We start from the raw sequence: 24,942 nt of genomic DNA on the forward strand, positions 1-24,942 counted from the left end.
CCCGATCGGCGTGAGTTGACTATTCAACCCGGCTGGACGAATCGCGCTCGAGGACCGACTCGAACAGCGTCCGCTGAATGCGTCGCATGTGCTGGTAGAACCCTTGCGAAGAGATGTCGAGGGCCTCGGCGACCTCGTCTCCCGTACAGTGGCGCGGCGACTCGAAGTAGCCCGCGTGGTACGCCGTCCGCAGGACCTGTAGCTGGCGGTCGGTCAACCGCTCGCGAAACGCCGCTGCCGGTGAGCCGGGGACGGCCGGCTGTGACTGTTGCTCACGCCTGGCCAGAAGTTTCAGTTCGGGGTAGCGGTCAGCGATCAGGTCGGGAACGAGGCGTCCGTTCATCGGTTCCGGTTCGGAGACGACGAGCGTGGCGTCGGTCGGCGTCGCCGTGATCGACTCGAGTACCGCGCCGTGATTCGCCAGCGCGGCACCGACGAACGGCCGGCTGAACACGAGGTCGAGCAGGTAAGTGTCGGCGGTTTCGTGGACGACCTCACCCGACTCGATCGTCACCGAGTCATCGACGGCGTCCGAAACGCGGTCGCGGGACGCGCCGGTCACAGTCGCGGCGGCCAGCACGCGGTCGTCGGCTTTCACGACGAGGTCCTCGACCTCGAACGTCCGGTCGGCGTGGGCAGCCAGTTGCACGAACGGGAAGTTCGAGGCCGCGAGTTCGAGTTCGAGCGTTCGCCGCTCTCGGGCGCGGAACGCGGCTTCCTGTTCGACCATGGTGATCCGTTGCCCGACGAGGGTGCCCAGTTCGTCAAGGATCGCCGACACCGACTGGGTGAACACCGTCGGGCGCGTCGCGTACACCGTCAGGACGCCGTAGGAGAGATCGGCGTCGGCGATCGGCACGCTTGCAACAGATCGGAAACCGCGACCGACCGCCTCGCGACGCCACTCGTCGGTGTGGAGGTCGTCCGCGATTGCAGGGACGACGCAGGTCTCGCCCGAGCTGATGGCCGTCGTCGTGGGACCGGAAACGCCGGCTGCCAGAACGTCAGTCAGGTACTCCTGTCCCGATCCCGCCCAGCAGTGCGGGCTAACCGTCTCTGCGTCCGGGTCGACGTCTCCGATCCACGCGAACGCGAACGGATCGAGCGCCGTCACCGACTCGCAGAGTTGTGTCTCGACCTCGTCGCGGGTCGATCCGTCGACGACGGCCCGTAGAACCCGCTGGACGAGCGCGTTGACGGTTCGGAGTCGCTCGAGTTCCTCGCGTTTGGTCTCGAGTCGTTCGTCCTTGGTCGCTTCTGCGAACGCGACGTGAACCGCAGACGCGAGGATTCGCGTGACCCGCAACTGATCTCCGGTAAGTCCGTCGGGCCGTTCTGTCGCGACTGCCAGCACGCCCGCGTCGGTCACAGGAACGAACGTTAGCCGTCGCACGTCGGAGTCCGGAACGACGGAGCCGTCGACGTCTCGTTGCGTGCACTCGTGAGAGACGAAGGTTTCCCACGCTTGCCCGCAAAACTGCGTCAAATCACCGACGTCATCGGTAGCGTGGTGGTCGATCGCCGCGAGCACGAGCTCCTGTTTACCCGGCTCGTAGCGCCAGAACGCCGCCAGCGGAGCGTCAATTGCCCGTCGAGCCGCCCCGGCCGCGACCGACGGAATCTCGTCGGTCTCGACCTCGTGAAGCTGCTGGGTCGCCTCGGAGAGGGTCGTGATTCCGCGCTCCTGCTGCCGGTTCTCGCTGACCGCCGTGGCCTTCTCGTGGTGGGCCTCGAGTTTTGCACCGATTTCGTCTCGCGAGTCGGCGCTCCCGTCGTCGGGGTGGTAGTACGCGTTGGTTCCGAGAGCGTCCCGGTAGCCGAGCAACGGGTGGTGTCGAACGATCCCCTCCGTGACCGTCGGCGAGAGCTTCGTCCGGTCGTACTGACAGAGACCGACGAACGGCAGTCTGGGATAGAGTTCGTTGACGGTGTCTTCGTACGCGAGCAGCTCGTCCGGATCGACGCCTTGCTCGAGAAATCCAGTCGCCTCGGCCGTGAGACGAATCCCGTCGTACCGGTCCTCGTCGACGTTCGTGACGAGCGCCTCGATGTCGGCGAGTACCTCCTCGGCCTCGAAATCGTCCCCGGTTCGATAGATCTCGGTCAGATCGACCAGCGAGAGCGCGCCGGAGTCGCGAGCCTCGTCGACGTCGATTCCGCCGGCACGCATCGCCTCGACGATCCCTGCTTTCGAGTTCTGGGAGACGGCGTAGATGACTCGTTCGCCCCGATCGAGGCCGCGCTTGACGAACGGGACGGCGACGGCGAACTGCTCTGACTGCGTCTCGTACAGGAGCGCAAAGTGATCGTGGTGCTCGTCGTCCGCTTCGAGTTCCCGAAGTGAGAGCGTGGGAGAAGACGGAGCAGCCATCGTATACCGCACCTGCACACGCGGTCGTTTAAACGTTATACCCCGCAGTGTTGGAACGTGACGAAACGAGAGAACGGTCGCTCGCGGGAACGCACCCCATGGAATCGCCGGTAGGCTGGCAGAATCGAGCCGCTGGGCCGGTCAGTAGAGTTCGTCGAACGACTGGACGCGGTAATCTCCGAGGACGCACTGTCCGCGGCGCTCGTGACCGACCCGTTCGACGTGGATCGCGTCGAGGCCGGCGTTCCAGGCGGCACCGACGTCGTTCGCGCCGTCGCCGGCCAGCACGCCCTTGTGGCCGTTGTGAGCGACGCCGAGATCGCGCATGACGGACTCGACGGGAGCCGGATCGGGCTTCCACCCGGTCTCTTCGGTACAACAGAGTCGGACGTCGAACCAGTCGCGGATGTCGACGTTGTCGAGGACGGGTTCACAGAGGAATTCCTGGCAGTGCGTGACGAGTCCGACCGGAACGTCGAGATCGGCGACGAAGGCGGCATCATCGTGGAGATACGTTTGCTCGGCCCGGACCAGCGGATCTTCCTCGGCGTGAAACGCGTCCCAGAACGATCGGGGCTCGATACCCCACTCCAGGAGCTGTCGGTCACGGGAGCCGGTGAGGCCGTTCCAGAGGATGTCGGCCTCCTGGTCCGTGAACTCGCGGCCGATGCGATCGCCGACCCGGTCGAACACCTCCCGAGTGTACGACCACTCGACGTCCACGAGCGTCCCGTCGAGATCGAGCAGCCAGTAGTCGTACTCGGAGACCATTGGGACGTTGATCTACGGGACTCTCCAGTAAATGTGTATCGCTCGACTCGAGCGTTCGAGACTCTCAGCCGTCCGAGCGCTCGAGACGCGCCAGCAATCCGGGTTTCGGGACCCTCGGCCGTCGTCTCCGGACTTTGTTGGGCTCCCAGCGGAGCTCTACTCCGCGCTATCGACCACGTGAATACTCGAGCCGAGGTACTTCGAGAGCACTTCCGAGACGTCGTCGGCCTTGAACGGCTCGAGGTCCGCCGCAATTTCGTCTTTCAGCGCGTCGACGTACTCCTCGTCGGCGCGGAGTTCGCGGAACTCGACGGACTCGATCGCATTGAGCGGTTCGCCGAGCCAATCCGCGGCTAGCTGTCTGGCGTAGCGCTGGTCGCCGACCTCGCCGCGCCAGAGCGTGTTCCGAAAGAACAGCCACCCCTCGGTGCCCGGCTCGGGGGCGTCGCGAGAGACCGTGACGGTCGTCTCGGCCGAGCCCGGGTCGACGTGGACCGACTCCGTGGCGGGCGATAGACGGAGGGTGACGCGAAAGACGTACTCGGCGTCCATCGCTCAGTCGCTTCGCTCCGACTCGATCAGCTCCGCCATCTCGATGTCGTCATCGGTGATCCCGCCCGCCTCGTGGGAGGTCAGCCGAATCTCGACCTCCTCGTACCGGATAACGATCTCGGGGTGGTGGAACTGCGCCTCGGCGATCTCGCCGACCATCTGGGCGAAGTTGACGCCGCGGAGGTAGTCGTCGAACTCGTACGTTCGAACGATCTCGTCGCCCTCCTGCGTCCACTCGTCGGGAAGCTGTGCGTCGATCTCGTCGTCCGAAAGCAGGTCAGCCATGTGCAGCCGAACGGAACCCATCAAAATAACGATTGTGCCGTCTCGCTCGTAATCGGTCGAAAACCGGGAGACTGCGGAGCGGCGCTCAGTCGTCGTCCATCGCGCCGAGTCGGACGTTCGATCGGTCGGCGTCGCTCGCGTCGACGAACGACGGCGGTCGACGCGACCCCCCGCCGAAGTCGGGATCGAACAGCTGAAGCGCGGTGTTGATCGTGCTCCAGTCGTCCTCCGCCGCGGCCTCTCGCAGGCTCTTGGTCGGCGGCGCGAGCAGTTGGCTGACCAGCGAGTCCGCCATCGACTCGACGACCTCGCGCTGTGCCGGGTCATCGGCGTCGAGTTCGGCGAGCGCGCGCTCGAGTTCCCGCTCTTTGATCCGTTCGGCCGACTCGTACATCGCGGCGATCACCTCGTCCGCGCGGGCCCGCTTGTACTGGTCACAGAGCAGGTCGAACTCTCGATCGATCATCACTTCGACCTCGCGGGCGGCGTCGGCGCGCTGCTCGCGAGTCTCCGCGGTGATCGACTCGAGGTCGTCGAGGTCGTAGACGGTCACCGACGAGAGGTCGTCTGTTGCCGGCGCGACGTCTCGTGGCTGTCCGAGATCGACGATCACCCGCTCGTCGCCGTCCGTCTCGAGGTGGTGGGGCGCGAGTACGGGTTCCGCGCTGCCGGTGGCCGTAATCACGATGTCGGCGTCGTCGACGACGGTCGTGAGGGCCTCGAGCGGGACTGCGGTGGCGTCGGTTGCGACTTCCTCCACGAGGTGGTCGGCGTGTGCGACCGTCCGATTCGCGACGATCAGTTCGTCGACGCCCGCGTCCGCGAGACTACGGGCTGCCAGCCGCCCCATTTCGCCGGCGCCGACGACCAGACTGGTCGCCCCCTCGAGGCGGACGTCGTTTCTCACGAGTCTGGTCGCGGCGGAGCCGAGCGAGACGACCCCCTCGTTGATCCCGGTCTCGGTGCGTGCGCGTTCGCCGACGTGGATCGCCTTCGTCACGGCGGCCTCGAGCATGGGGCCGATGCCGCCGGCCTCGCGGGCGTCCTCGTAGGCCGTTCGGACCTGGCCGATGATCTGGTCCTCGCCGAGGATAACCGACTCGAGTCCCGTTGCGACGCGAAGCAGGTGGCGAAGGCTCTCGTCGTGGTCGGTCACGACGAGCGCATCGTCGTCGGTCGACGCGAAGAACTCCTCGAGCGCGGCCCGGCCGATGGCGGCGTCGGTGGCGACGGTGTAGGCCTCGACCCGGTTGCACGTCGAGAGAACGTACGCTTCATCGACGTCCGGAATCGTACACAGCTCCGCGACGCCAGCGCGCTGGCTCTCGGGGCTCGCGGCGGCGAGATCGTCGACACTACCGCTTTCGTGCGTTACCCGCGCAGCCGTGATGACCCCCGTCGACGTCACGACTGATCACCCTCCGCCGATAGTTGCTCGCCAAGCACGTCCTCAATCACTTGGGATGGCTTGGATGCACCCGTACGTAAAGCTGTCCAAACGTCGGAAGAATTGACGACATCGGTGACGATCTCGCGTCGCCGCGCTGGCGCCACGTCCCGTGCTTTGAGCTCCGTCCGGAGCGCTGCACACACCTGCGCCATTTCTCCGGCACCCAAAAGCGTTTGATCGAGTTCCTGGCGGAGGTACTTGCTCAGCGCGGGTGCCGTTCCGCCGGTCGCGACCGAGACGACGACGGGATCCTCGCGGACGGTCGCGGGAACGACCACGCTGCCGGGGTCGCGCTCACCCGAGCGGTCCGCGCGATTGACCAGGATCCCTCGCTCCCGGGCGGCTTCCACGACGGCCTCGTTGATCGCGCGGTCGTTCGTCGCGGCGACGACCAGCGCGGGCGCGACTCGTTCGACCCACGCTGGGACTGCCGCTGGCCCGGGGGCGGTCCGTACCAGTTCGGCACCGCCGAACGACTCGTCGGCGAAGTCGGGACTCACCACGATCACCTCGGCCTCGCGGGCGAACCGGCGGGCCTTCCGCGCACCCACCGGTCCGCCGCCGAAGACGAGCACCCTTGCGTCCGTGAAATCGTGGAGAAGTGGAATCATTCTGCGGGCGGATTGCGGGATTCGGTGTTCGCGTCCGCGCGTTCCTCGAGTCGGATCCCGGTCTTCTTCAGGATCTGTGTCGAGAACAGCGAGTCCCAGTCGTCGTCCGCGACGTCCCAGTACTCGCTCATCGTCTCGCGGACCTGCTCGATGCGTCGCTGACTCTCGGCCTCGCTGCGGCCGTGGGTCATCGCGAAGAAGTTGTACGGCCAGACGCCCTCGTGGCGCGGGCGCTCGTAGCAGTGGGTGACGAACGAGAGCGAGGCGACCTCGGGACCGACCTCGCTCACGACCTCGTCGGGGACGTTCCAGACGGTCATCCCGTTCTCCGTGTAGCCGAGCGCATAGTGGTTCGGCACGACGCCGATCCGGCGGATCTTCCCCTCGCGTTCGAACCGTTTGATCGTCTCGAGCACCCACTCGCGGTCCTGATCGATCGCGTCGGCGACGTCGGCGTACGGGGTCGCGGTCAGCGGCAGTCCGCCCTGGATCTCGAGGACGAGATCGCGCTCGGCCGGCGACAGCGTCGTCGCGTCGGTCGGTTCGACGTCGGGTCCCCGGTCGGTGCAGTCGACGCCGGCGGCCGCCGCGTCGCCGTCCCCGTCGAGTGGCCCGTCGACGTAGAACTTCGCTTCGACGCGGAACTCCTGCAGTTTGGGCAGATTGTAGGTCTCCTGGCCGGTTTCGGCCTCGATTTCGGCGAGCACCTCGTCGACCCGACTCTCGTCGGCCACGGAGACGACGAACCAGACGTTCAGGTACGGGTGTTCGCGCTCGTAGTTGTGCGCGACCTCCCGGCGGTCGTTGACGGCCTCGACGACCTCGTCGAACCGGTCCTCGGGGGCGTGCATCGCGACGAGCGTCGCCGCGCCGCCGATCTCCTGGGCGTTCACGAGCGGGCCGAATCGTGAGAGGACGCCCCGCTCGTCCAGGTCGCGGATCGTCTCGAGCAACTCCGTCTCGGTGATCTCGATTCCGTCGTCACGCATGGCAGCGGCGGCGACCTCGAAGGGGTCGTCCGCGACGGGAAAGCCGCCCTGAAAGGCGTTGACGACCGCCCGTTCGCGGTCCGTGAGATCGGCGTCAGTGGTCATACGAGATACTCACGGCTGTCGATGCATAAGCGAACCGGGCCGCCGGAGCGATCGAGGTGATCGAAGCAGCCGAAACCGTTCGTCTATCGATTCGAAAGCCGATCGTCGTCCGCCCCGTCAGCTCTCCCACCAGTTTGGATCGGTGACCGTCCGCTCTTCGGCACTGTTTTACTGTCGGTCGGAATAGGCCGCTATCTCACGTGGCACACACCGAATCACGAGGGTACCAGTACCGACCGTCCCGCTCGTCGAACCAGCCGTTCGGTAATCGATCGCGTTCCGACCGCCGGGACAGGACGGCCCTCTCACGATGAGCGGCCCGCTGCTCGTCGCGCTGACCGGAATCGACGGCGCCGGAAAGACGACGCAGGCGAAGCGACTCGCAAATCGGTTCCGTGACGAGGGCTACGCCACCAGCTACGAACACCTCACGAGTTCCCACTTCGGGGTGACGAGCGCGATCAAAGACCGCTGTGCAGGACCGCTGCTCGAGTTCGAATCGTCGATCGTGGGCTCGAACCGGACGACCGACGACTCGTCGGTCGGGCTGGCGGGACCGCTCGGCCTGTTGACGCTCGTCCGCGGGATCTGGCGAAGCTACCTCAACGTCGTCCGAAACCGCGACGCGGACGTGGTCTTTCTCGACCGGTTCCTCTACGACGACCTCGTGCGTGCGGCGTGGAGCTACGGTTACAGTCTCGACAGGACGGTCCCGCTCGTTTCGATCGTCCCGCGGCCCGATTTCGTCTGTTACCTGGATCTCAAACCCGAACTCGCCTGGGAGCGCGAGTTCGACGGCACGACCAGCCCCGAGGAACACCGCTGGAAGAAGGAGTGGTACGACCGCGTCGTCTCGCGGCTCGACGACCGTGCCGACATCGTCACGATCGATACGGCGAGTCACGACGTCGACGCGGTCGAACGGCGACTCTACGCGACGGTACGAGACCGTCTGTAACTGCGGTTGGCGACTGAAGCGTCAGTCGCCCTCGACGCCGGTAACCTCGTGGCCTAGCTCCTGGATATCCTCGAGAATCGCCTCGTGGTCGGCGCTCGCCTCGTAGTAGATGACGATGTCGAAGCTCCCCTCTCGGAGCAGTTGCTGGCACTCCCAGACGAACTCCTCGCCGTCGAGGGTGAGCCCCTGGTGCTGGTTCGAGGAGAAGTCGGTGTCGTCGTTCCCCGAGTAGACGTAGCAGTCAGTCGGATCGTGGCCGGCGTGTTCGGCGATGATGTCGCCGACGTCGATCGTCGCCTGCATCATCTGGACGTCCTCGCTGCCGTCGTAGTCGGTGTGGACGATCGCGCCGTTGAGTTCGACGTCGCCGGGCTCGAGCAGCGCTTTCGTCCGCTGGTAGAGATCCTGGTCGAGTGTGTCCGTCATTACTCGAGACGAGAGCGTCCGGCCTGATAGCGGTCACGATTGCGCTCGGGGACGGGTGTGGGAACGCCTATCAGTGTCGATGAGACACACGTAAGACACATACTTCTCGCCACCGTCACGTCGAGTGATGAACCGGTGGCTCCGTCAACGCGTCGACGCGGTGTACGAGCAGTTACTCTCGCGAGAGATCGCCGGTGCGCCGACCCACGTCGCCGTAATTCAGGACGGAAACCGGCGCTACGCCCGAAAGCAGGGCGACGACGCGACCGAGGGCCACCAGGCCGGTGCGGAGACGACCGAGCGCGTCCTCGAGTGGTGCCAGGAGATCGGGGTCGAGGAGCTCACGCTCTACGCGTTCTCGACGGAGAACTTCAACCGTCCCCCGGAGGAGCGCGAGGCGCTGTACGACCTGCTCTGTGAGAAGCTCCGCGAGTTCGCCGACGCCGAGCGCGTCCACGAGAACGAGGTACACATCCGTGCACTCGGTGCCGTCGACCGTCTCCCAGAGCGCGTCCAGGACGTCGTCACCTACGCCGAGGAACGAACCTGCGAGTACGACCAGTTCGTTCTCAACGTCGCGCTGGCCTACGGCGGTCGCTCGGAGCTGCTCGAGGCCGCCCGGGGCGTCGCGACGGACGTCGAGTCGGGCGACGTCGACCCCGAAGAGATCGACGTCGAGACGATCGAGCGCCGACTCTACGACGAGCCGGTTCGTGACGTCGACCTGATCATCCGGACCGGCGGCGACGAACGAACGTCGAACTTCCTGCCGTGGCACGCCAACGGCAACGAGGCCGCGGTCTTCTTCTGTACGCCCTACTGGCCCGAGTTCTCGAAGCCCGACTTCCTTCGCGGCATCCGCACCTACGAGCACCGCCAGGAGTCCTGGCGACGGACGCGCGCTCGTCGAGCGCGCGCCCTGCTCGGGGCGATGAGCGACCACGAACTCGTCGAAGCCCGTTCGATCGTCGACCGCTTTCGCGACTCGCTGCCGACCGCCGAGCAGCCCGACGAGGAGGAGCTAGACGCGACCGACTCGAGCGGCCCAGCCGCCGACTGAGCCAGAACTCGAAACCTACAATCGGGACGAGTTCGAACGACGGGTATGAACCGACGCCAGCTCGTCGCCGGTAGTATCGTGACGAGCGCTGGCCTCGCACTGTTTCTCGTTCTTGGACTGACCGGCGCTCTCCGACACCCGCGGGCGGCGGCCAACCACACGCAGCCGGTGGAGTTTCTCGCGATCGGGAGCGGTCTTCTCCTGCTCACCGTCGGCGTTTTCGTGATGTTTTTCGCGTACGTCGAACTGCCGGAGCAGAATACCTGACGTCCGAATGCGAGTGAGTGTGCGGTCGTACTGACCTGTTCGGCTATTCTAAGGGGTTCTCGAGATCGCTCCCGAGCTACCGGCCGAACCGTCGCGACCGGTTGCAGTACTCCCGCACCGCCCGCAGAAAGTCTCGCTTTCGGAAATCTCGCCAGTTGACGTCGGTGAAGTACAGCTCCGAGTAGACCGACTGCCAGATCATGAAATCCGAGAGCCGTTCCGCGCCCGTCTTGATCACCAGATCCGGTTCCGAGGGGAAGACGAGGTGCTCCTCGACGCGTTCGTCGTCGATCTCGCTGGGCTCGAGGTCGCCCGCGTCGACGCTCTCTGCGAGCGTCCGGACCGCGCTCGTGAACTCGTGTTTGCCGCCGAGACCGATCCCGATCTGGATCGGCGCGTCCGCCTGCGACCGATCGTCGGGGGTCCGAACCGCGACCTGCTGTGGCACGTCGACGCTCTCGAGTTCGCGTCGCAGGGCGGGTACCGCAGCGGCGTCGAGAACGCTCACGTAGACGGTCACCCGGGAGGCGTACTCGAAGGCCCACTCGAAGAAGTCGGTGAGCGTCTGGTAGGCCCCGCGCTCTAAGAGGTCGCGCTCGGTGATCACGAGCGCGACGTGGTCGGGGCTGTCGGCCTCGTGGCGACGGATGCGAAGGGAGAGATACCGTTCGTACAGACCCACAGCGTCTCGTTTCCAGTCCGGTGACATACCGGTTACGGGTTCGGTCGGCGGCAGTTGACAATCCCCAACATACCGTCAGCGAGCCTGAACGGGGGGAAAACCGGACTCGAGACGGTTCACGAAGCTTCAAGTAATCCCCACAGAAAGGACCGGATATCGTGACAGAACCCGTCCGGCGAGCCGGCGTGTTCGCGCTGTTGTGTACGCTCTCGCTCGCCGTTCCGCTCTTCGGTCCGCGGGTCGCGGCCGCACTCGCTGCGGTCGTCCTGCTGGGGGCGTTCGCCGTTACCGACGGGCCCATCTTCGACCTCCTCGCGTACCCCGGCGACTACGAGGACGGGCGACTCTACGGACTCATCACGTTCGTCCTGGCCGGGGTCGCCCTCGGCCTCCTCGCCACGGAGTCGTCGATGCCGACGGCGGTGTTCGTCGGGACCGTCTTTCTCATCGGATACGGGAACGTCGTCGAGCAACTCGCTCGCACGCGAACGGAGCGCGACGTCGTCCACGCGACGGTCTTCTGTCTGGTCGCGACCGCGGCGGCGGCCGCCGGACAAGCCGCTTCGCTCGGACTCTCGGGCGTTCCGATCGAGCCCGCCGTCCCGCAGATCCTGTTTCTCGCAGCGAGTGGCGCACTGCTGGCCGCACTCCTGCGTGACGTCCTGTTGCTCTACGACGATCCCGTCGTGATGCTCTCGGTTGGATTCCTCCTGTGGCTGCTCGCCGAGCTCGATCCCGCGCTCGGAACGCTCGAGATCGCCGTCGCGCTGACGGTCACCGTCGCGCTTGGCTACGTCTCCTACGCGCTCGAGACGGCGTCGATCGCCGGGATGCTCACCGGCGTCCTGCTGGGGCTGCTGACGATCGTGCTCGGCGGCTACGGCTGGTTCGTCGTACTCATCTCCTTTTTCGCCATCGGCGGTCTCTCGACGAAGTTCCGCTACGACCAGAAGGAGGATCTCGGCGTCGCCGAGGACAATAACGGCGCCCGCGGGACCGGGAACGTCCTCGGTAACGCCGCCGTCGGCCTCGTCGCCGTACTCGGCTACGCCGCCAGTTCGGCCACCCTCTTCCCCGTCGAACCCGCGCTCTTTCTGTTCGCGTTCGCCGGCTCCGTCGCCACCGCGATGAGCGACACGCTCTCGAGCGAGATCGGCAGCGTCTTCGAGACGCCGCGGCTGATCACCACGCTCGAGCCGGTCGAGCCCGGCACGGACGGCGGCGTCACCTGGCAGGGGGAGGTCGCCGGCTTCGTCGGCGCCGGGATCGTCGCCGTGATCTCCTACGGACTCTTCCCCGAGGTCGGTCTGGCCGGGGCGGTGATCATCGTCGCCGCCGGCTTCATCGGGATGACCGTCGACAGTCTCCTCGGTGCGACGCTCGAGGGATCGCTCCTGGGGAACCAGGGCGTGAACTTCCTGGCGACGCTATCTGGGGCACTCGTCTGTGCACTGCTCGTTCTCTCGCTGGCAATGTTCAGCTGAGTGCAGAAATACCGCGTCCGGCGGTGTCAGTCGTCCGAGACCGGTGCGATCGATTCCGACTGAGAGCGTTCGGCCTGCTCGCGGGTTCGAGCGTCGCGGTCTTCGACGGACTGCGCCGAGCGGAACTGGTCGAAGCCCGTCGCGTTGGTGACGGCGAACATCATGAGTATCCACGCGCCGAGCAGCACGAGCGCGACGGAGGCGGATGGTGACATCGTCGATCGGTCTCAGCACCGACCGATTATCAACTCCTCGGACGAGCACGCGTTCGGGTGCGATACGCAAACACAGCTGCCGCTCGTGGTGTGTTCGTCACTCACTCGAGAACCGGTCGTTACCTGGGCGGCATTTCGGCAATCTCGTCGATCGAGTGGATCTGAACGCTCGTCGGCCGCTTCGTGAACTGGCCGAGCGAGTGCGCCACGATCCGTTCGACGCCGCGATCCGCCGCGAAGTCGAGCAGCGATTGCTCGAGAATCTCGTCGAGGACGACCGTCGTCGGTGTCGTCTCGAGCGACTCGAGAGCGTCGTAGGCGGCACTCGCCGGCGCCTCCCCGATCACGTCGGCGTTCTCGTCGAGAAACCGGACCTGATCGGTCTCCCCTCTGATGACCGCCGTCGCGTGTCCGTAGATCGTCTCGGGATCGCCTGCTACGGTGTCGGCCGCCGACTCGGCGCCGCTATCGTCCGCGTGAGATGCGTCGGCATCCGTAGGTAGATCCGGTTCGCTCGCCGACGCTAACTGCGCGTCCGTAGGCTGGGACGAACTCGCGTCGGATGCAGGCGTCCGTCCGCGGCTCTCGTTTCCGTCGGATCCGTCTGGGGGCTCCTCGTCGATCGTCGTCGGCGACGTCGTCGGCGGTGCCGGCGTCGCGCTGCCGTCGGTCGCGGCGATCGCTTCACGGGGCTCGTTCAGCCCCGAGACGGTGTCGTAGGGAACCTTGTTCCGGAGCGCGGCGAACAGCTGGTGGTGATCGAGTTCCTCGACCGACTCCCCCGATGGAGCGAAGGCCACGTAGTCGATGTCGCCGACCTGGGAGAGTTCCTCGAAGATCAGGTCGCCGCCGCGGTCGCCGTCGAGAAACACGGTGACGGTGCGGTGACGAGTGAGTTCGGTGACGGCGTCGGGAACGTTGGTCCCCTCGACTGCGATACCGTTCTTGACGCCGTACTTGAGCAGCGTCAGCACGTCGGACCGCCCCTCGACGATGATGATCGCGTCGCTATCGGTGACACGGGGTCCGGCAGGAAGGCCCTCGTACTCGGTGATGTCCTCGACGCGGACGTGCTGGCGCACCTCCGCGAGGATCTCCTCGGAGGTCATCACGCTGTCGTCGAAGCCCGTCCGGAGGAGTTCCTTCGCCCGGTCGACGACTTCTTTGCGTTTGGCCGCGCGGACGTCCTCGATCTGGGTGACCTCGAGGGAGGCACGACAGGGACCGACTCGAGTGATCGTCTCGAGCGACGCCGCGAGCGTCGCCGTTTCGACCTTGTCGAGGCTGGTGGCGATGGTGAGATGGCCGTGTGACTGGCCCTTCGTGCTGGCTATTTCGACGTCGATGCGGCCGACCTTCTGTGACTGACGGAGATCGCGGAGATCGAGTTCGTCGCCGAGTAAGCCTTCGGTCTGGCCGAAGATGGCGCCGACGACGTCGCTCCGCTCGACAACCCCGTCAGCGGTTACGTCAGCGTGGATGTGGTATTTCGAGGTGTCTTCCATTTGAGATCTACCCCCTGGAAAGGGGTGCAGTGACGCGAAACGCGTCCAGAGACTTACCTAGAGTGAGGATCGTGAAAGGCAAATAGCTGTTGACCTGTAGAGCGGCGATCGGCGGTCAGTACGCCGGTCGGTACCAGTACCAGTAGAGCGTGACGGCGAGGAGGACGACCAGTCCGCCGAAGAAAAAGAGCAGCCCCGGTGGGATCGTCCCGAAGACCGCATCAGCGGCCTCGGCACCGCCGTCGGCGACGGTTTCGGTTCCTTCGGTACCGCCGTCGTCCGTCACTGCAGTATCGTCGGCCTCGTCGTACTCGTCCGGTTCGGTTTCGGCGTCGGCGTCGGTCTGGTCGGCACTATCCGCTTCGGCGTCGTCGGTTTCGTCGGCGCCGTCCTCGCCGTCTTCCTCGTCGCTGTCGGCGATCGCGAACTCGTCGTCGGCCGCTTCCTCTTCGGCTTCCGCATCCTCTTCGGCTTCCGCGTCTTCCGAGGGGCCGTCGTCCGCAGTCTCGTCGCCAGGTTCCTCCCGCTCTTCGGCGTCCTGACCGCCGCCCGCATCGTCACCGGCCGGTACATCACCTGCATCGCTCTCGTCTGCGCTATCTTCGCCGCCCATCGGCACGAAACCGTCCGACCCCGCTCCGAACCATCGAGTAACGGCGTGCTGGACCAGCAGACTCCCGCCTGCCAGCGCACCGATCCCGCCGATGAGCCGCGAGAGCGCCGTCCGCAACTGCGAGGCCCGAGACTCGTCGCTCGTGACGATCAACGGGCCGTCCGTCGTCGCGTAGACGCTCATCTCGTTGCCACGCGAGGAGTACCACGTGTCGACGATCTCGACGAGACCCGCGTCCTCCAGGTTCTCGAGGTGGTATCGAACGTTCTGTATCGAGGAGTCGATCGCGTCGGCGACGTCGCTCGGCGTTCCGGGTTCGTCGTCGAGTCGCGCGTAGATCCGGCGGGCCGTCGTCGACGAGAGGGCACCGAACACCGCGTCGGCGTCCTCGCCTTCGAGGTCGACGACACGCGGTTGCCCCTCCCCGGTCGACGGCTCCGAGCGGAAGGGGAACAGGCGAGCCATATCGGGTTCGACTCTCATTCTTTCGCCGACACATATACTCCTTTTCCTCCCTGAAAGAGCGATTTTACCTAACCAAAACCGCGGGACGTGGCGGAGGAGCACTATTGATGGAAAAATTCGTTCAATGGCCGGGATCGAACAGTAACAGTTACCCACCCCGAGACAAACCATCGACCATGCCGCGTCTGGAACTGTGGGGGTGGCTCGCAGTCGCTATTGGACTCTGTGCGCTCGCGATACCGTGGTTCCTCTGGAACGATGCGACGCTCGTCGCGGGAATCCCGCTGTGGCTCTGGTGGCACGTCGGCTGGATGGTGCTCGCCTCGATCGTCTTCTGGCTGTTTGCCCAGCGGGCGTGGGGGCTCGGCATCGAGTCTACCGGCGCCGACTCGAGCGACGAGCGACGACCGCCGCGAGGGCGCGACTCCGGGGCAGAAACCGGAGGTGAGACTCGGTGACCGTCACGATACAACTCACCATCATCGTCGGCTACCTCCTGCTCGCGCTCGCGATCGGACTGGTTGCCTACCGACTCACCGACCGGACGGCCGAAGACTTCTACCTCGCGAGTCGCACCGTCGGGACGATCGTTTTGCTGTTTACGACCTTTGCGACCCTGCTATCGGCGTTTACGTTCTTCGCCGGGCCGAACGTCGCCTACTACGAGGGGCCGGAGTGGATCCTCGTCATGGGACTGATGGACGGGATCATCTTCGCGATCCTCTGGTACGTCATCGGCTACAAGCAGTGGCTGCTCGGCCAGCGCTACGAGTACGTCACCCTCGGCGAGATGCTCGGTGACCGGTTTGCTTCGAAGCGGCTTCGCGGACTGGTCGCCGGCGTGAGCCTGCTCTGGCTGTTCCCGTACGTCATGCTCCAGCAGGTCGGCGCCGGCACCGCGTTGCAGGCGCTGACCGAGGGTGCCGTCCCCTACGCGGTCGGCGCGGGACTGATTACGGCGTTCATGATCCTCTACGTGGTCGTCGCCGGCTTCCGGGGGATCGCCTGGACCGATACCCTCCAGGGAGCGTTCATGCTCGTCACTACCTGGATCGCGATGATCTGGGTGCTCGCCGTCGTCGGCGGCCCCGGCGCCGCTTCGGCGGCACTCGAGGCCGAGGCGGCCCACCACCTGGCGCTCGGCAGCGACCACTACACGCCCCAGTGGATGCTCTCGACGGCGATCGTGATCGGCTTCGGCGTCGCGATGTTCCCGCAGGTGAACCAGCGCTTCTTCGCCGCGGGCTCGCGGACGGTTCTCAAGCGCTCGTTCGCGCTGTGGCCGATCCTCTGCGTGTTGCTGTTCGTCCCGTCGTTCATGCTCGGCGCGTGGGCCCGGGGCCTCGACGTGGCGATTCCGGAAGGCGAAAACGTCCTCCCGGTCATCTTGGCCGAGTTCACACCCGTCTGGTTCGCCGCGCTGGTCATCGCGGGCGCGATGGCCGCGATGATGTCCTCCTCGGACTCGATGCTCCTGTCGGGTTCGTCGTACTTCACGCGGGATCTCTACCGACCGTTCGTCGAGGCGAGCCTCTCGGACCGGCGCGAAGACCTGCTCGCCCGCGTCGGGGTCGTCGTCTTCGCGACGGCCTCGTTCCTCGCCAGCCTCGTGAATCCCGCGACACTGTTCGAACTCGGCGACGCGGCCTTCAGCGGCTTCGCCCAGCTCGCCCTCCCAGTGATGATCGCACTCTACTGGCGAAAGACGACCAGAACGGGGATCACGGCCGGGATCCTGGTCAGTCAGCTGTTTTACCTCTCGAGTCTCTTCCTCGCTGTCGTTCCCAGCACCTACATGGGCTGGACGGCCGGACTCGTCGGGATGGGGGTCGGCCTCGTCGTCACTGTCGGGGTCTCCCTCGTGACGACGCCGGCGGCCGACGAGCGGCGGGCGATCTACTTCGACGGACTCGGTGCGGACTGACCGCCGGATTCCCCTCGACTGCAGGGAGCGACAAGCGACACACCGAAACGACCGGGTCGCATATGCCAGGGCGATGACGACCGATCTGCCGGAGTCACTCGCCGAAAGGTGGCAGCCGCTCGGAACCCGAACCGGAGAGGCCTCGGTTCTCGTGGCCACGATCACGACCGAGACGACGCTGTACGAGCCGACCGATTCGAGAGCACCGTCCGAACTCGGGCCCAGCAGAATCCCGGTTCGGTCGCTGTTCGCCGTCGACGTGGGGATCTCGCCGTCGCTGTCGACGATCGGTGTCTCGCCCGAATCGACGTTCTCGAAGGCTGCACCGAAGGCGAAATCACAGTTCGTCGACACCCTCACGGACGAAGGATTGGTCGTCGACGGGACGCGGGAGACGCTCGACTTCGAGGGACCCAACGGAAACGCTGGAAAGTGGTACGTCCTCGAGGCGGCCTACCCCGTCGATCCCGACGTGACGGCCAACGGAACGGACCGGGTGGCGACCGAGGCACACGTCGCCGTCTGGCCGACCGAGACGAGTTACGGGATGGCCGGCGGCGTCCTGCCGCTCGAGACGGTCGACGCGGAGGCGAGCGCGCTCGAGGTGAACCCGGATCGCGACCGCGAGACGATTTCGGAACTGGTCCGAACGATCGAAATCGACTCTCAGGCCGAGTAACCGGCTAACAACGTAAACCCAGGGTCGGTCACTGCAGCCCCCGGTGTCGGCCCGACTATTATTCGGGTGCATACGTTATAGAAAGAGCACAGTACTCGCCACGTTTATGCGTCTCTGTGACACGGTTGTGCCATGGACGAGGACCGACAGCCCACCGAGGCCGGTTCTCTCGTCGACAGCGATGGCGTACCCGATCACGTCTGGACGGTTCTCGATCGACTTCCCGATGGCGTCTACGTACTCGACGCCGACCTGCAACACGCCGTCGTCAACGAACGCGCCAGCGAACTCATCGGAACCGACCGAACGGAAGGCGACGCGATACAGGAGACGCTTCAGTCGCTGTTCGGGCACGCGCACGAACGCGCACTCGAGCACCAGGAACTGATGGCCACCGACGCCTACCATCCACCTACAGACTCCTGGCTCGAAGCGCGCATTTTTCCCTCGCAGACGGGCCTGACGGGATACGTCCAGGACGTTACCGAACGGAAAGAACGCGAACGTCAGTTCGAGCGCCAGCGCGAGCGGATGGACGCGTTGAACGACGTCTATACCGTCATGCAGGTAATCAACGGCGCGATCGCCACCGGGTCGACACGGGACGAACTCGAACGACTCACCTGCGAAACGCTCGCCGATGCGCCAGCCTACGAGTTCGCGTTCGTCGCCGCAATCGACTCGAAGACGGCGGATGTAACTCGTCGGGCCGAAGCGGGCATCGAGGGATACGTCGAGAGCATCCCGCTTTCGACCGATCCGGACGATCCGGCGGGTCGTGGTCCGGCAGGGCGCGCGATACGGACCCAGCAGCTACAGGTGTCGAACAACGTCCTTTCCGACCCCGATTTCGAACCCTGGCACGAGGACGCCTACGAGCGCGGCTACCGGTCAGCCGCTGCAATTCCGATCGTCCACGACGGTGGACTGTACGGCGTTCTCGGTGTCACGAGCGCACGTCGACACGCGTACACAGCCGAGGTACGGGAGGCGATCGGACAGCTCGGAGAGATCCTCGGTCACGCGATCGCCGCCCTCGAGCGCAAGCGCGCGCTGATGGGAGACGAACTGATCGAACTCGAGTACGAGATCCAGAACGCGGTCGAACTGTTCGACGGGCCGCCGATGGCCGAGGGGTACGTCTCCTTCGAGCGTGTCGTCCAGGTCGACGAGGAGTTGTTCCTCGAGTACGGCATCACGGCGGCCGAGACGTTTCCGAACGTGGAGGAACTGACCGAGTGTATCCCCCACTGGGACGACGTCTCGATACTCGACGAGTCGGCCGGGGAGATCACGTTCGAACTCACGATCACGTCGCCGCCGATGTTCTCGGTCGTCGCCGCACACGGCGGCTACGTCGAGTCGGCTGCCATCGACGGCGGCGACTACACGATGACGATTCACCTGCCGAAGAGAACGGACGTCCGCGCCGTGACCGAGGCGATCCAGTCCGTCTATTCGAAGACAACGAACGTCGCTCGCCGACAGGTGAGACCCTCCAACGAGTCGATCGCACAGATTCAGGACCACCTGGCCAGGGAACTGACCGAACGCCAACGTACCGTTCTGGAAACGGCCTACTACGCCGGCTTCTTCCAGTGGCCCCGAAACAGTTCGGGTGAGGACATCGCAGCGACGCTCGATATTTCGCCGCCGACGTTCCACGAGCACCTCCGGTCGGCCCAGCAGAAGATCGTCGCGGCAGTCTTCAACGAGCCGGATACGACGCGCGGGGATTCCGGCGGGGCTGAGTGACCGCTGTCGGTGCGACCTCCCGGGATTCATTACGACGCCGACGAAGTATCGCGTATGCAAACCCACATCGTCCCGGTCGGCTTCGACTACGACCGGCTGATCGCGCCGCTGGTGCGCGATCAGATCGACGTCGACCGCGTCATCTTGCTCGAGGGGGCCGTCGGCAGCGAGGCCAACGTCGAGTACTCGAGACACCTCTCGGAGAAACTCGAGACGGACTTCCAGAACCTGCTCGGGGCCGAGACCGACCGGTTCGTCCTCGAGGACGTCTACGACTACGACGACGCGTTCGAGCAGGCGTACGGACTCATCACGGCCGAACTCGACCGCGGCAACGACGTCTGGGTCAACGTCGCCGCGATGCCCCGAACCGTCAGCTTCGCGTTCGCGACGGCGGCCCACTCCCTGATGGTCGAACGCGAGGACGACCGCGAGGCGATCCACACCTACTACACCGCCCCGGAGAAGTATCTCGAGACCGAACTCGCCGAGGAGCTTCGGGAGGGGATCGATCTGCTCGAGGACCTCCAGTCCGAGTCGATCGACGACGACCGAATCGCAGACCGACTCGAGAGCGCTCGCTCCCTGCTCGCGGAGTTCGACGAGCGCGGCACGACGATCGGGGCGAAAGAGATCGACGGCCAGCACGTCGTCGAACTCCCCGTCGCCTCCTTCTCGAACGTCAAACCGTTCGAGGAGCTGATCCTCTACAAACTCGGCGAGGACGGCGAGTTCGACTCCGTCTCGGAACTCGCGGAGTCGCTGGCCCGCGAACTGAACGAGGAGTACACCGACAGCTTCCGCTCGAAGGTCATCTACAACGTCGACCGGCTCGGCCCCGGCGGGAAAGGATACATCGAGCGAGAGGAGCACGGAAAGTCCTACCGGACGCGGCTCTCCCGGATCGGAGAGCTCTGGGTGCGGGCACACTCCAACAACGGTTTGGAACGATAGAGCCGTGGGACCGGCGCATTCCGAAGGGCCAGCGCGTCCCGACGTTCGTGGCAGCGTCGTTCGGCCAGGACCGGGTCGGTGGTCGACCCCTCCGACTACACTGAATCGCTACTCGGCCCCATCCGCAGTTTCCGAGACCGTGACGAGGAGTCTCCGTAAACGGCCCCAGCCGTCTACTCTGTAGACTGAGAGTCACTGTCATCGGGTTCAGAACACCTCAAGTATGAGGATGACGAACGTACGACACACCCCGATTCAACGATGACTGCAATCGATATCAACTGCGACATGGGCGAGAGCTTCGGAAACTGGACGATGGGACGCGATATCGAGGTGATGCCGTACATCACCTCCGCGAACATCGCCGGCGGCTACCACGCGGGCGACCCGCACGTCCTGCGGGAAACCGTCGAACTCGCTGCAGAACACGACGTGGGAATCGGCATCCACCCCGGTCTCCCGGACAAGATGGGGTTCGGTCGCCGGACGATGGACGCCACCCCCGAGGAGGTTCGCGACTACGTCGTCTACCAGCTGGGCGCGCTGATGGCGTTTGCGAGCCGGCACGACGCGTCCGTTCAGCACGTCAAACCCCACGGCGCGATGTACTCGATGCTCTCCGAGAGCCCGGCGCACTGCCGCGCCGTCATGGAAGGCGTCCTCGAGGTCGACCCCGACCTCGTCTATCTGGCGACCGACATGAACATCTACGAGATCGCCCAGGAGTACGACGAACTGGACGCCGTCTTCGAAGGCTACGTCGACCTCGACTACAACGCCGACCGAACGCTCATCGTCGAGAAATCGGTCGAGCCGAAAGATCCCGACCTGGTCGCGGATCGAGTCGTCTCCATCGCGACGCGCGGCGAGGTCGAGGCCGTCGACGGGACGACGATCGACGTCCCCGCGTCGTCCATCTGTATTCACGGTGACGGCCCGAACTCGGTCGAGTTGCTCGAGACGATCCACGAGCGACTCGAGGCCGAAGGAATCGACCTGGCTCGCCTCGACGAACTGGTCTGAGCGGATCCGTCGTCGCTCCGTTCGATCAGGAGTCGTCCAGCCCGTCGAACTGCTGGTCGAGGTATTTCGTCGTGTGGTCGCTCTCGACGAACACCTCGTCGTCGAGCACCGCGAGATGGAACGGAATCGTCGTCGAGATCCCGTCGATTTCGGTCTCCTCGAGCGCGCGCTTGCTGCGTTCGAGAACCTCCGTCCGGTCGTTCGCGGTAACGATGAACTTTCCGACGAGCGAGTCGTAGAACGGACTTATCCTGTCCGCTTCATTGACACCGTCGTCGACGCGAATTCCCATTCCCGTGGGCGGACGGTACGTCTCGAGGGTGCCGGGTGTCGGGTTGAACTCCTCGTAGGGGTTCTCGGCGTTGATGCGAAACTCCATTGCGGCCCCTCGCGGTTCGACGTCGGACTGTTCGAACGACAGTTCCTCGCCCGCGGCGACCCGGAACTGCTCCTTGACGATGTCGATGCCCGTGACCGCCTCGGTGACCGTGTGCTCGACCTGGATTCGGGCGTTCACCTCGAGGAAGTAGAAGTCGCCGTCCTCGTAGAGGAACTCCACGGTCCCGGCGCTGCTGTAGCCGGCTTCGGCGACACCCGCTCGAGCGGCCTCGCAGAGCTCTTCTCGAGTCTCCTCGTCGAGGGCCGGAGAGGGCGTCTCCTCGATGAGCTTCTGCTGGCGACGCTGGACGGAGCAGTCGCGTTCGTAGAGATGACGCACGGTCCCGTGCGTGTCGCCGATAACCTGGACCTCGATGTGTCGCGGGTTCTCGAGGAAGCGCTCGACGTAGACGGCGTCGTTGTCGAAGTACGCCTCCCCCTCGCGTTTGGCGTTCCGGAAGGCCTCGTCGGCCTCCTCGGGTCCGCTGACGACTTTCAGCCCGCGCCCGCCACCGCCGCCGTCCGCCTTGATCGCGACCGGGTAGCCGTGGTCGTCGGCGAACGCTTTCACCTGCTCCGGATCGTCGACTGGTTCGTCGGTTCCGGGAACGATCGGGACGCCAGCCTCGTCCATGATGGCACGCGCCTTGGTCTTCTCGCCGAAGTCGGCCATCGCGTCCGACGGCGGACCGACCCAGATGAATTCGGACTCCTCCACGCGGCGAGCGAACGACTCGTTCTCCGCGAGGAATCCGTAGCCCGGATGGATCGCATCGGCGTCGGTTTCGGTCGCCGCTTCCAGGAGTGACTCCTGATCGAGATAGCTCTTTCCGGCGACTGAGGACCCCACGTGGTACGCCTCGTCGGCACGGCGGACGTGTTTGGCCGTCTCGTCGGCGTCGCTGTAGACGGCGACCGTCTCCATTCCGAGTTCGGTTGCTGCCTGTGCCACACGGACCGCGATTTCGCCCCGGTTCGCAACGAGTACTTTGTTGATCATCTATTGGACTACAACGAATTCTGAATTTCTTCGAGGCGATCGTCTCGCTCGCGGCGGATCTCGAGCGCCTCCTCGACGTCGACGGCGTTGAAGTCGACGGTGCTGTGCGTTCGACACTGAGCGAGCGCGTCGCGGTCGGGGCTCACGACGGTCCCGACGGTCACGTATCCGCCGCCCGTCACGGCGTCTCGCATCAGAATAATCGGCTGTCCGGCCATCTGGATGGAGCCGACGGGATAGCCGAGGTCCACGACGTTGGTGACGTCCGGTCCGGCACCGAACGGCTGTTCGCGCTCTTCGAACATGTCGGCGATGTCGGGCCCCTCGAACCGGTACCCGATCCGGTCGGCCTCGTCGGAGACCTTCCAGTCGGCGTCGAGGAACCGTTCTCGCCCCTCGTCGGTGAGGCGATAGTCACAGAGCCCCATCACGACGTTAATTTCAGTCGCCGAGTAATCTGGTCGATTCTCCTCGGCGATCGAGCGACCGATCATCGCGTCGGCGTTCGCCGGCGACTCACCGATCGGCAGTTCGTCGCCTTCCTCGAGCGATCGACCCTCGTGGCCGCCGATCCCGATCAAGGTGTACGTCGCACGACTCCCCATCACCGGCTCGATATCGACGCCGCCGGCAACTGCGAGATACGACCGTGTGCCCTCCGTCGCGAAATCGAAGGTGAGCGTGTCACCGGCCTCGGCCTGGACGGCGGTCCACGTCGGAACCGGTTCGTCCTCGAGCGAGGGACCCATGTCCGCACCGGTGACGGCAAAGACGACGTCCTCCTCGAACTCGACGTCTGCGCCCATGTAAGTCATCTCGAGGGTTGCGTCGGACTCGTCGTTTCCGACCAGCCAGTTTCCGACCTTGTGGGCGAACTGGTCCATTGCGCCAGAGGGCGGCATCCCGATGTGGTAGTGGCCGTACCGGCCGGTGTCCTGGACGGTCGTGACGAGTCCGCCGTCGAGAACGCGCATTAGTCGAGCACCTCCAGAAGCTGCTCGTTGTAGCCGCGTGGATCCTCGAAGAACGCCTGCGGCTCGAAGTCGACCCGGTCGTAGTTGTACTCGTACGTTCCGTTCTCGACTTCCTCACGGATCGAGTCGTACTCCTCGCGGTCGATCTGGCGAAAGTTGAGGATGTCTCCCGGGTTGGGAAGCACCATCGACTCTTCGAAGCCCGACAGCTCCTGATCGACGTCTAATACCTCGACGGGCGTTCGACCATAGAGCTGGTAGCCGCCAGCCCCAGGAACGGGGTAGATCGCGGTGAACGCGCCGCCGAATCCGATCGCCCGACTCGGCGTCGCCGTCCGCGGCTGTTCGTACTTCGGCACCTCGATCTGTTCGTCGCGAGGAACCATCTGGAAACAGAACGGCAGTCCGGGGACGAAGCCGATCATCGTCACCATATGCGGCGCGCCGGCGTGGTGGTCGACGAACGCCTCGACGGAATCGAAGCCGTTGATCTCGGCGGAGTACTCGAGGTCCGTCGAGTCCGGATCCTGGTGGCGCTCTCGAAAGTCCATCACCGTCTCGTGGGTCCACGGATCGTCGTAGAAGACCGGGATGTCGAACACTCGCGCTTCCCACTGGTACTCCGAGACGTCGATCTCGTCTTCGAGCGATTTCAGTTCGTCGATCAGTTCGTCCGGGTGAAGCACGCTCGGATCGAACTGGATCAGGTAAGAGGCGTTCGACGGGGCGACCTCGACGAGCCCCTCGAGACTGTTCTGTCGGATCTCCTGCGTGATCGCCTGTGCCTTGAAGTTCGCGTCGAAACTCATCGCTTCGTCGAGTTCGACGAACACCCAGTCGTCCCCGCCGTACTCGTACCGTGGAGACGGCAGCTCCTGTCTCGTTATCGTTCGATCACTCATCCTACCGAGTGAGAGAACGGTTACCATTGTATAGATACCGACTAGATTACGGCAGCAGAACCATTCTTATAATTATATACATTCGTAAACGAACCCGCCATACGCAGTTTACGAGATCCCTGTTGGGGTGTAGCTTTGTCAAAGTCTATATACACGGGGCCGTTATTGACTCCTAAGATTTCGTAGATGACGACAGAACACATCCAGTCACCGATGCCCGGAGTCTTTTACACGCGTCCGGATCCGGACGAAGAGACGTTCGTCGACGAGGGCGAGGAGGTCGCCGAGGGCGACGTCGTCGGGTTAGTCGGCGTCATGAAGAACTTCCACGACGTTACGGCTCCAGCGGACGGAACGATTACCGAAGTCGTCGCGGAAAACGAACAGGAAGTCGACGCCGGTGACGACCTGCTGGTTTTCGAACCCAACTGACGCCGACCCGGATCGTCGGCCGAACTTGTCGCCGGCGTGACGCGCTTTTGATCGCTCGCTATAGTACCAACTGAAACGGTTTACACACCGATCGCACGATGGGAGCGCGGGT

Annotated in this window: 26 protein-coding genes; 11 read left to right on the plus strand and 15 right to left on the minus strand. The window is 64.8% G+C overall.

Translation table 11 applies throughout. The features are described 5' to 3' along the window. Window positions 1–19: 19 nt before the first annotated feature. From CV102_RS12565 to ahbB, 7 genes are all read right to left on the minus strand, one after another. Window positions 20–2,371: an MEDS domain-containing protein gene (locus CV102_RS12565; RefSeq protein WP_148858361.1), complete on the minus strand. Its 2,352-nt coding sequence runs from the start codon at window positions 2,369–2,371 to the stop codon at window positions 20–22. Between the two features lie 141 nt (window positions 2,372–2,512). Continuing rightward, window positions 2,513–3,142, minus strand: a complete 630-nt coding sequence (locus CV102_RS12570) for an HAD family hydrolase (RefSeq protein WP_148858362.1) — start codon at window positions 3,140–3,142, stop codon at window positions 2,513–2,515. Window positions 3,143–3,298: 156 nt separating this feature from the next. Next, window positions 3,299–3,694 carry an LWR-salt protein gene (gene lwrS / locus CV102_RS12575; RefSeq protein WP_148858363.1) on the minus strand — a complete coding sequence of 132 codons (396 nt, stop codon included), beginning with the start codon at window positions 3,692–3,694 and terminating at the stop codon, window positions 3,299–3,301. A gap of 3 nt (window positions 3,695–3,697) precedes the next feature. Beyond that, window positions 3,698–3,979: a 4a-hydroxytetrahydrobiopterin dehydratase gene (locus tag CV102_RS12580; protein WP_148858364.1), complete on the minus strand. Its 282-nt coding sequence runs from the start codon at window positions 3,977–3,979 to the stop codon at window positions 3,698–3,700. Window positions 3,980–4,064: 85 nt separating this feature from the next. Next, window positions 4,065–5,387 carry a glutamyl-tRNA reductase gene (gene hemA / locus CV102_RS12585; RefSeq protein WP_148858365.1) on the minus strand — a complete coding sequence of 441 codons (1,323 nt, stop codon included), beginning with the start codon at window positions 5,385–5,387 and terminating at the stop codon, window positions 4,065–4,067. Further along, a complete protein-coding gene (locus tag CV102_RS12590; RefSeq protein WP_148858366.1) occupies window positions 5,384–6,040 on the minus strand; it encodes a precorrin-2 dehydrogenase/sirohydrochlorin ferrochelatase family protein in 657 nt (218 codons plus the stop codon). The genes hemA and CV102_RS12590 overlap by 4 nt, the downstream gene beginning before the upstream one ends. After that, window positions 6,037–7,134: a siroheme decarboxylase subunit beta gene (ahbB, locus tag CV102_RS12595; protein WP_148858367.1), complete on the minus strand. Its 1,098-nt coding sequence runs from the start codon at window positions 7,132–7,134 to the stop codon at window positions 6,037–6,039. The genes CV102_RS12590 and ahbB overlap by 4 nt, the downstream gene beginning before the upstream one ends. A gap of 310 nt (window positions 7,135–7,444) precedes the next feature. Between ahbB and CV102_RS12600 the strand changes: the two genes are divergently transcribed. Then, window positions 7,445–8,092, plus strand: coding sequence for a dTMP kinase (locus CV102_RS12600; RefSeq protein ID WP_148858368.1), 648 nt, complete (start codon window positions 7,445–7,447; stop codon window positions 8,090–8,092). 21 nt (window positions 8,093–8,113) lie between these two features. On the opposite strand, the gene CV102_RS12605 is transcribed toward CV102_RS12600, so the two are convergent. Next, window positions 8,114–8,518: a DUF5778 family protein gene (locus CV102_RS12605; RefSeq protein WP_148858369.1), complete on the minus strand. Its 405-nt coding sequence runs from the start codon at window positions 8,516–8,518 to the stop codon at window positions 8,114–8,116. A 127-nt stretch (window positions 8,519–8,645) separates the two neighbouring features. On the opposite strand from CV102_RS12605, the gene uppS reads away from it, so the two are divergent. Together uppS and CV102_RS12615 are read left to right on the plus strand one after the other, a co-directional pair. After that, window positions 8,646–9,578, plus strand: coding sequence for a polyprenyl diphosphate synthase (gene uppS / locus CV102_RS12610; RefSeq protein WP_148858370.1), 933 nt, complete (start codon window positions 8,646–8,648; stop codon window positions 9,576–9,578). Window positions 9,579–9,623: 45 nt separating this feature from the next. After that, complete coding sequence (locus CV102_RS12615; RefSeq protein WP_148858371.1) at window positions 9,624–9,845, plus strand: hypothetical protein; 222 nt, start codon at window positions 9,624–9,626, stop codon at window positions 9,843–9,845. A gap of 76 nt (window positions 9,846–9,921) precedes the next feature. Here the strand turns inward: CV102_RS12615 and CV102_RS12620 are convergent, their stop codons facing one another. Continuing rightward, a complete protein-coding gene (locus CV102_RS12620; RefSeq protein WP_148858372.1) occupies window positions 9,922–10,527 on the minus strand; it encodes an undecaprenyl diphosphate synthase family protein in 606 nt (201 codons plus the stop codon). 158 nt (window positions 10,528–10,685) lie between these two features. On the opposite strand from CV102_RS12620, the gene CV102_RS12625 reads away from it, so the two are divergent. Then, a complete protein-coding gene (locus tag CV102_RS12625) occupies window positions 10,686–12,011 on the plus strand; it encodes a DUF92 domain-containing protein (protein WP_148858373.1) in 1,326 nt (441 codons plus the stop codon). A gap of 26 nt (window positions 12,012–12,037) precedes the next feature. Here the strand turns inward: CV102_RS12625 and CV102_RS12630 are convergent, their stop codons facing one another. The 3 genes from CV102_RS12630 to CV102_RS12640 form a co-directional block, all read right to left on the minus strand. After that, window positions 12,038–12,226 carry a hypothetical protein gene (locus CV102_RS12630; RefSeq protein WP_148858374.1) on the minus strand — a complete coding sequence of 63 codons (189 nt, stop codon included), beginning with the start codon at window positions 12,224–12,226 and terminating at the stop codon, window positions 12,038–12,040. A 119-nt stretch (window positions 12,227–12,345) separates the two neighbouring features. Continuing rightward, window positions 12,346–13,731, minus strand: a complete 1,386-nt coding sequence (gene dnaG / locus CV102_RS12635) for a DNA primase DnaG (protein ID WP_148858375.1) — start codon at window positions 13,729–13,731, stop codon at window positions 12,346–12,348. Window positions 13,732–13,846: 115 nt separating this feature from the next. Then, window positions 13,847–14,809: a helix-turn-helix domain-containing protein gene (locus CV102_RS12640; protein ID WP_148858588.1), complete on the minus strand. Its 963-nt coding sequence runs from the start codon at window positions 14,807–14,809 to the stop codon at window positions 13,847–13,849. A gap of 176 nt (window positions 14,810–14,985) precedes the next feature. Here CV102_RS12640 and CV102_RS12645 point away from each other — a divergent pair, with 176 nt between their 5' ends. The 6 genes from CV102_RS12645 to CV102_RS12670 all read left to right on the plus strand — a co-directional run bounded on the left by CV102_RS12645 (window position 14,986) and on the right by CV102_RS12670 (window position 21,144). After that, window positions 14,986–15,267, plus strand: coding sequence for a DUF3311 domain-containing protein (locus CV102_RS12645; protein ID WP_148858376.1), 282 nt, complete (start codon window positions 14,986–14,988; stop codon window positions 15,265–15,267). Then, a complete protein-coding gene (locus CV102_RS12650) occupies window positions 15,264–16,733 on the plus strand; it encodes a sodium:solute symporter family protein (RefSeq protein WP_148858377.1) in 1,470 nt (489 codons plus the stop codon). Before CV102_RS12645 ends, CV102_RS12650 begins: the two co-directional genes overlap by 4 nt. Before the next feature lie 73 nt (window positions 16,734–16,806). Further along, window positions 16,807–17,412 (plus strand): hypothetical protein, encoded by a 606-nt coding sequence (locus CV102_RS12655; protein WP_148858378.1) that lies wholly within the window; start codon window positions 16,807–16,809, stop codon window positions 17,410–17,412. Window positions 17,413–17,544: 132 nt separating this feature from the next. After that, on the plus strand, window positions 17,545–19,167 hold the full coding sequence (locus CV102_RS12660) for a bacterio-opsin activator domain-containing protein (RefSeq protein ID WP_148858379.1): 1,623 nt from the start codon (window positions 17,545–17,547) through the stop codon (window positions 19,165–19,167). 54 nt (window positions 19,168–19,221) lie between these two features. Next, complete coding sequence (locus CV102_RS12665; protein WP_148858380.1) at window positions 19,222–20,121, plus strand: HFX_2341 family transcriptional regulator; 900 nt, start codon at window positions 19,222–19,224, stop codon at window positions 20,119–20,121. 261 nt (window positions 20,122–20,382) lie between these two features. Beyond that, window positions 20,383–21,144, plus strand: coding sequence for a LamB/YcsF family protein (locus CV102_RS12670; protein ID WP_148858381.1), 762 nt, complete (start codon window positions 20,383–20,385; stop codon window positions 21,142–21,144). A gap of 25 nt (window positions 21,145–21,169) precedes the next feature. Here CV102_RS12670 and CV102_RS12675 read toward each other — a convergent pair whose 3' ends face one another. Genes CV102_RS12675 through CV102_RS12685 form a run of 3 tightly spaced genes read right to left on the minus strand, consistent with a single transcriptional unit; the run spans window position 21,170 to window position 24,398 of the window. Continuing rightward, a complete protein-coding gene (locus CV102_RS12675; RefSeq protein ID WP_148858382.1) occupies window positions 21,170–22,522 on the minus strand; it encodes an acetyl-CoA carboxylase biotin carboxylase subunit in 1,353 nt (450 codons plus the stop codon). An 8-nt stretch (window positions 22,523–22,530) separates the two neighbouring features. Beyond that, window positions 22,531–23,496 (minus strand): 5-oxoprolinase subunit C family protein, encoded by a 966-nt coding sequence (locus CV102_RS12680; protein ID WP_148858383.1) that lies wholly within the window; start codon window positions 23,494–23,496, stop codon window positions 22,531–22,533. Beyond that, window positions 23,496–24,398: a 5-oxoprolinase subunit B family protein gene (locus tag CV102_RS12685; protein ID WP_148858384.1), complete on the minus strand. Its 903-nt coding sequence runs from the start codon at window positions 24,396–24,398 to the stop codon at window positions 23,496–23,498. Before CV102_RS12685 ends, CV102_RS12680 begins: the two co-directional genes overlap by 1 nt. Before the next feature lie 186 nt (window positions 24,399–24,584). Between CV102_RS12685 and CV102_RS12690 the strand changes: the two genes are divergently transcribed. Further along, entirely contained in the window at window positions 24,585–24,830 is a 246-nt protein-coding gene (locus CV102_RS12690) for an acetyl-CoA carboxylase (RefSeq protein ID WP_148858385.1), read from the plus strand. Window positions 24,831–24,942 lie beyond the last annotated feature (112 nt).

Source organism: Natronococcus pandeyae (assembly GCF_008122205.1).
GTDB classification, from domain to species: domain Archaea; phylum Halobacteriota; class Halobacteria; order Halobacteriales; family Natrialbaceae; genus Natronococcus; species Natronococcus pandeyae.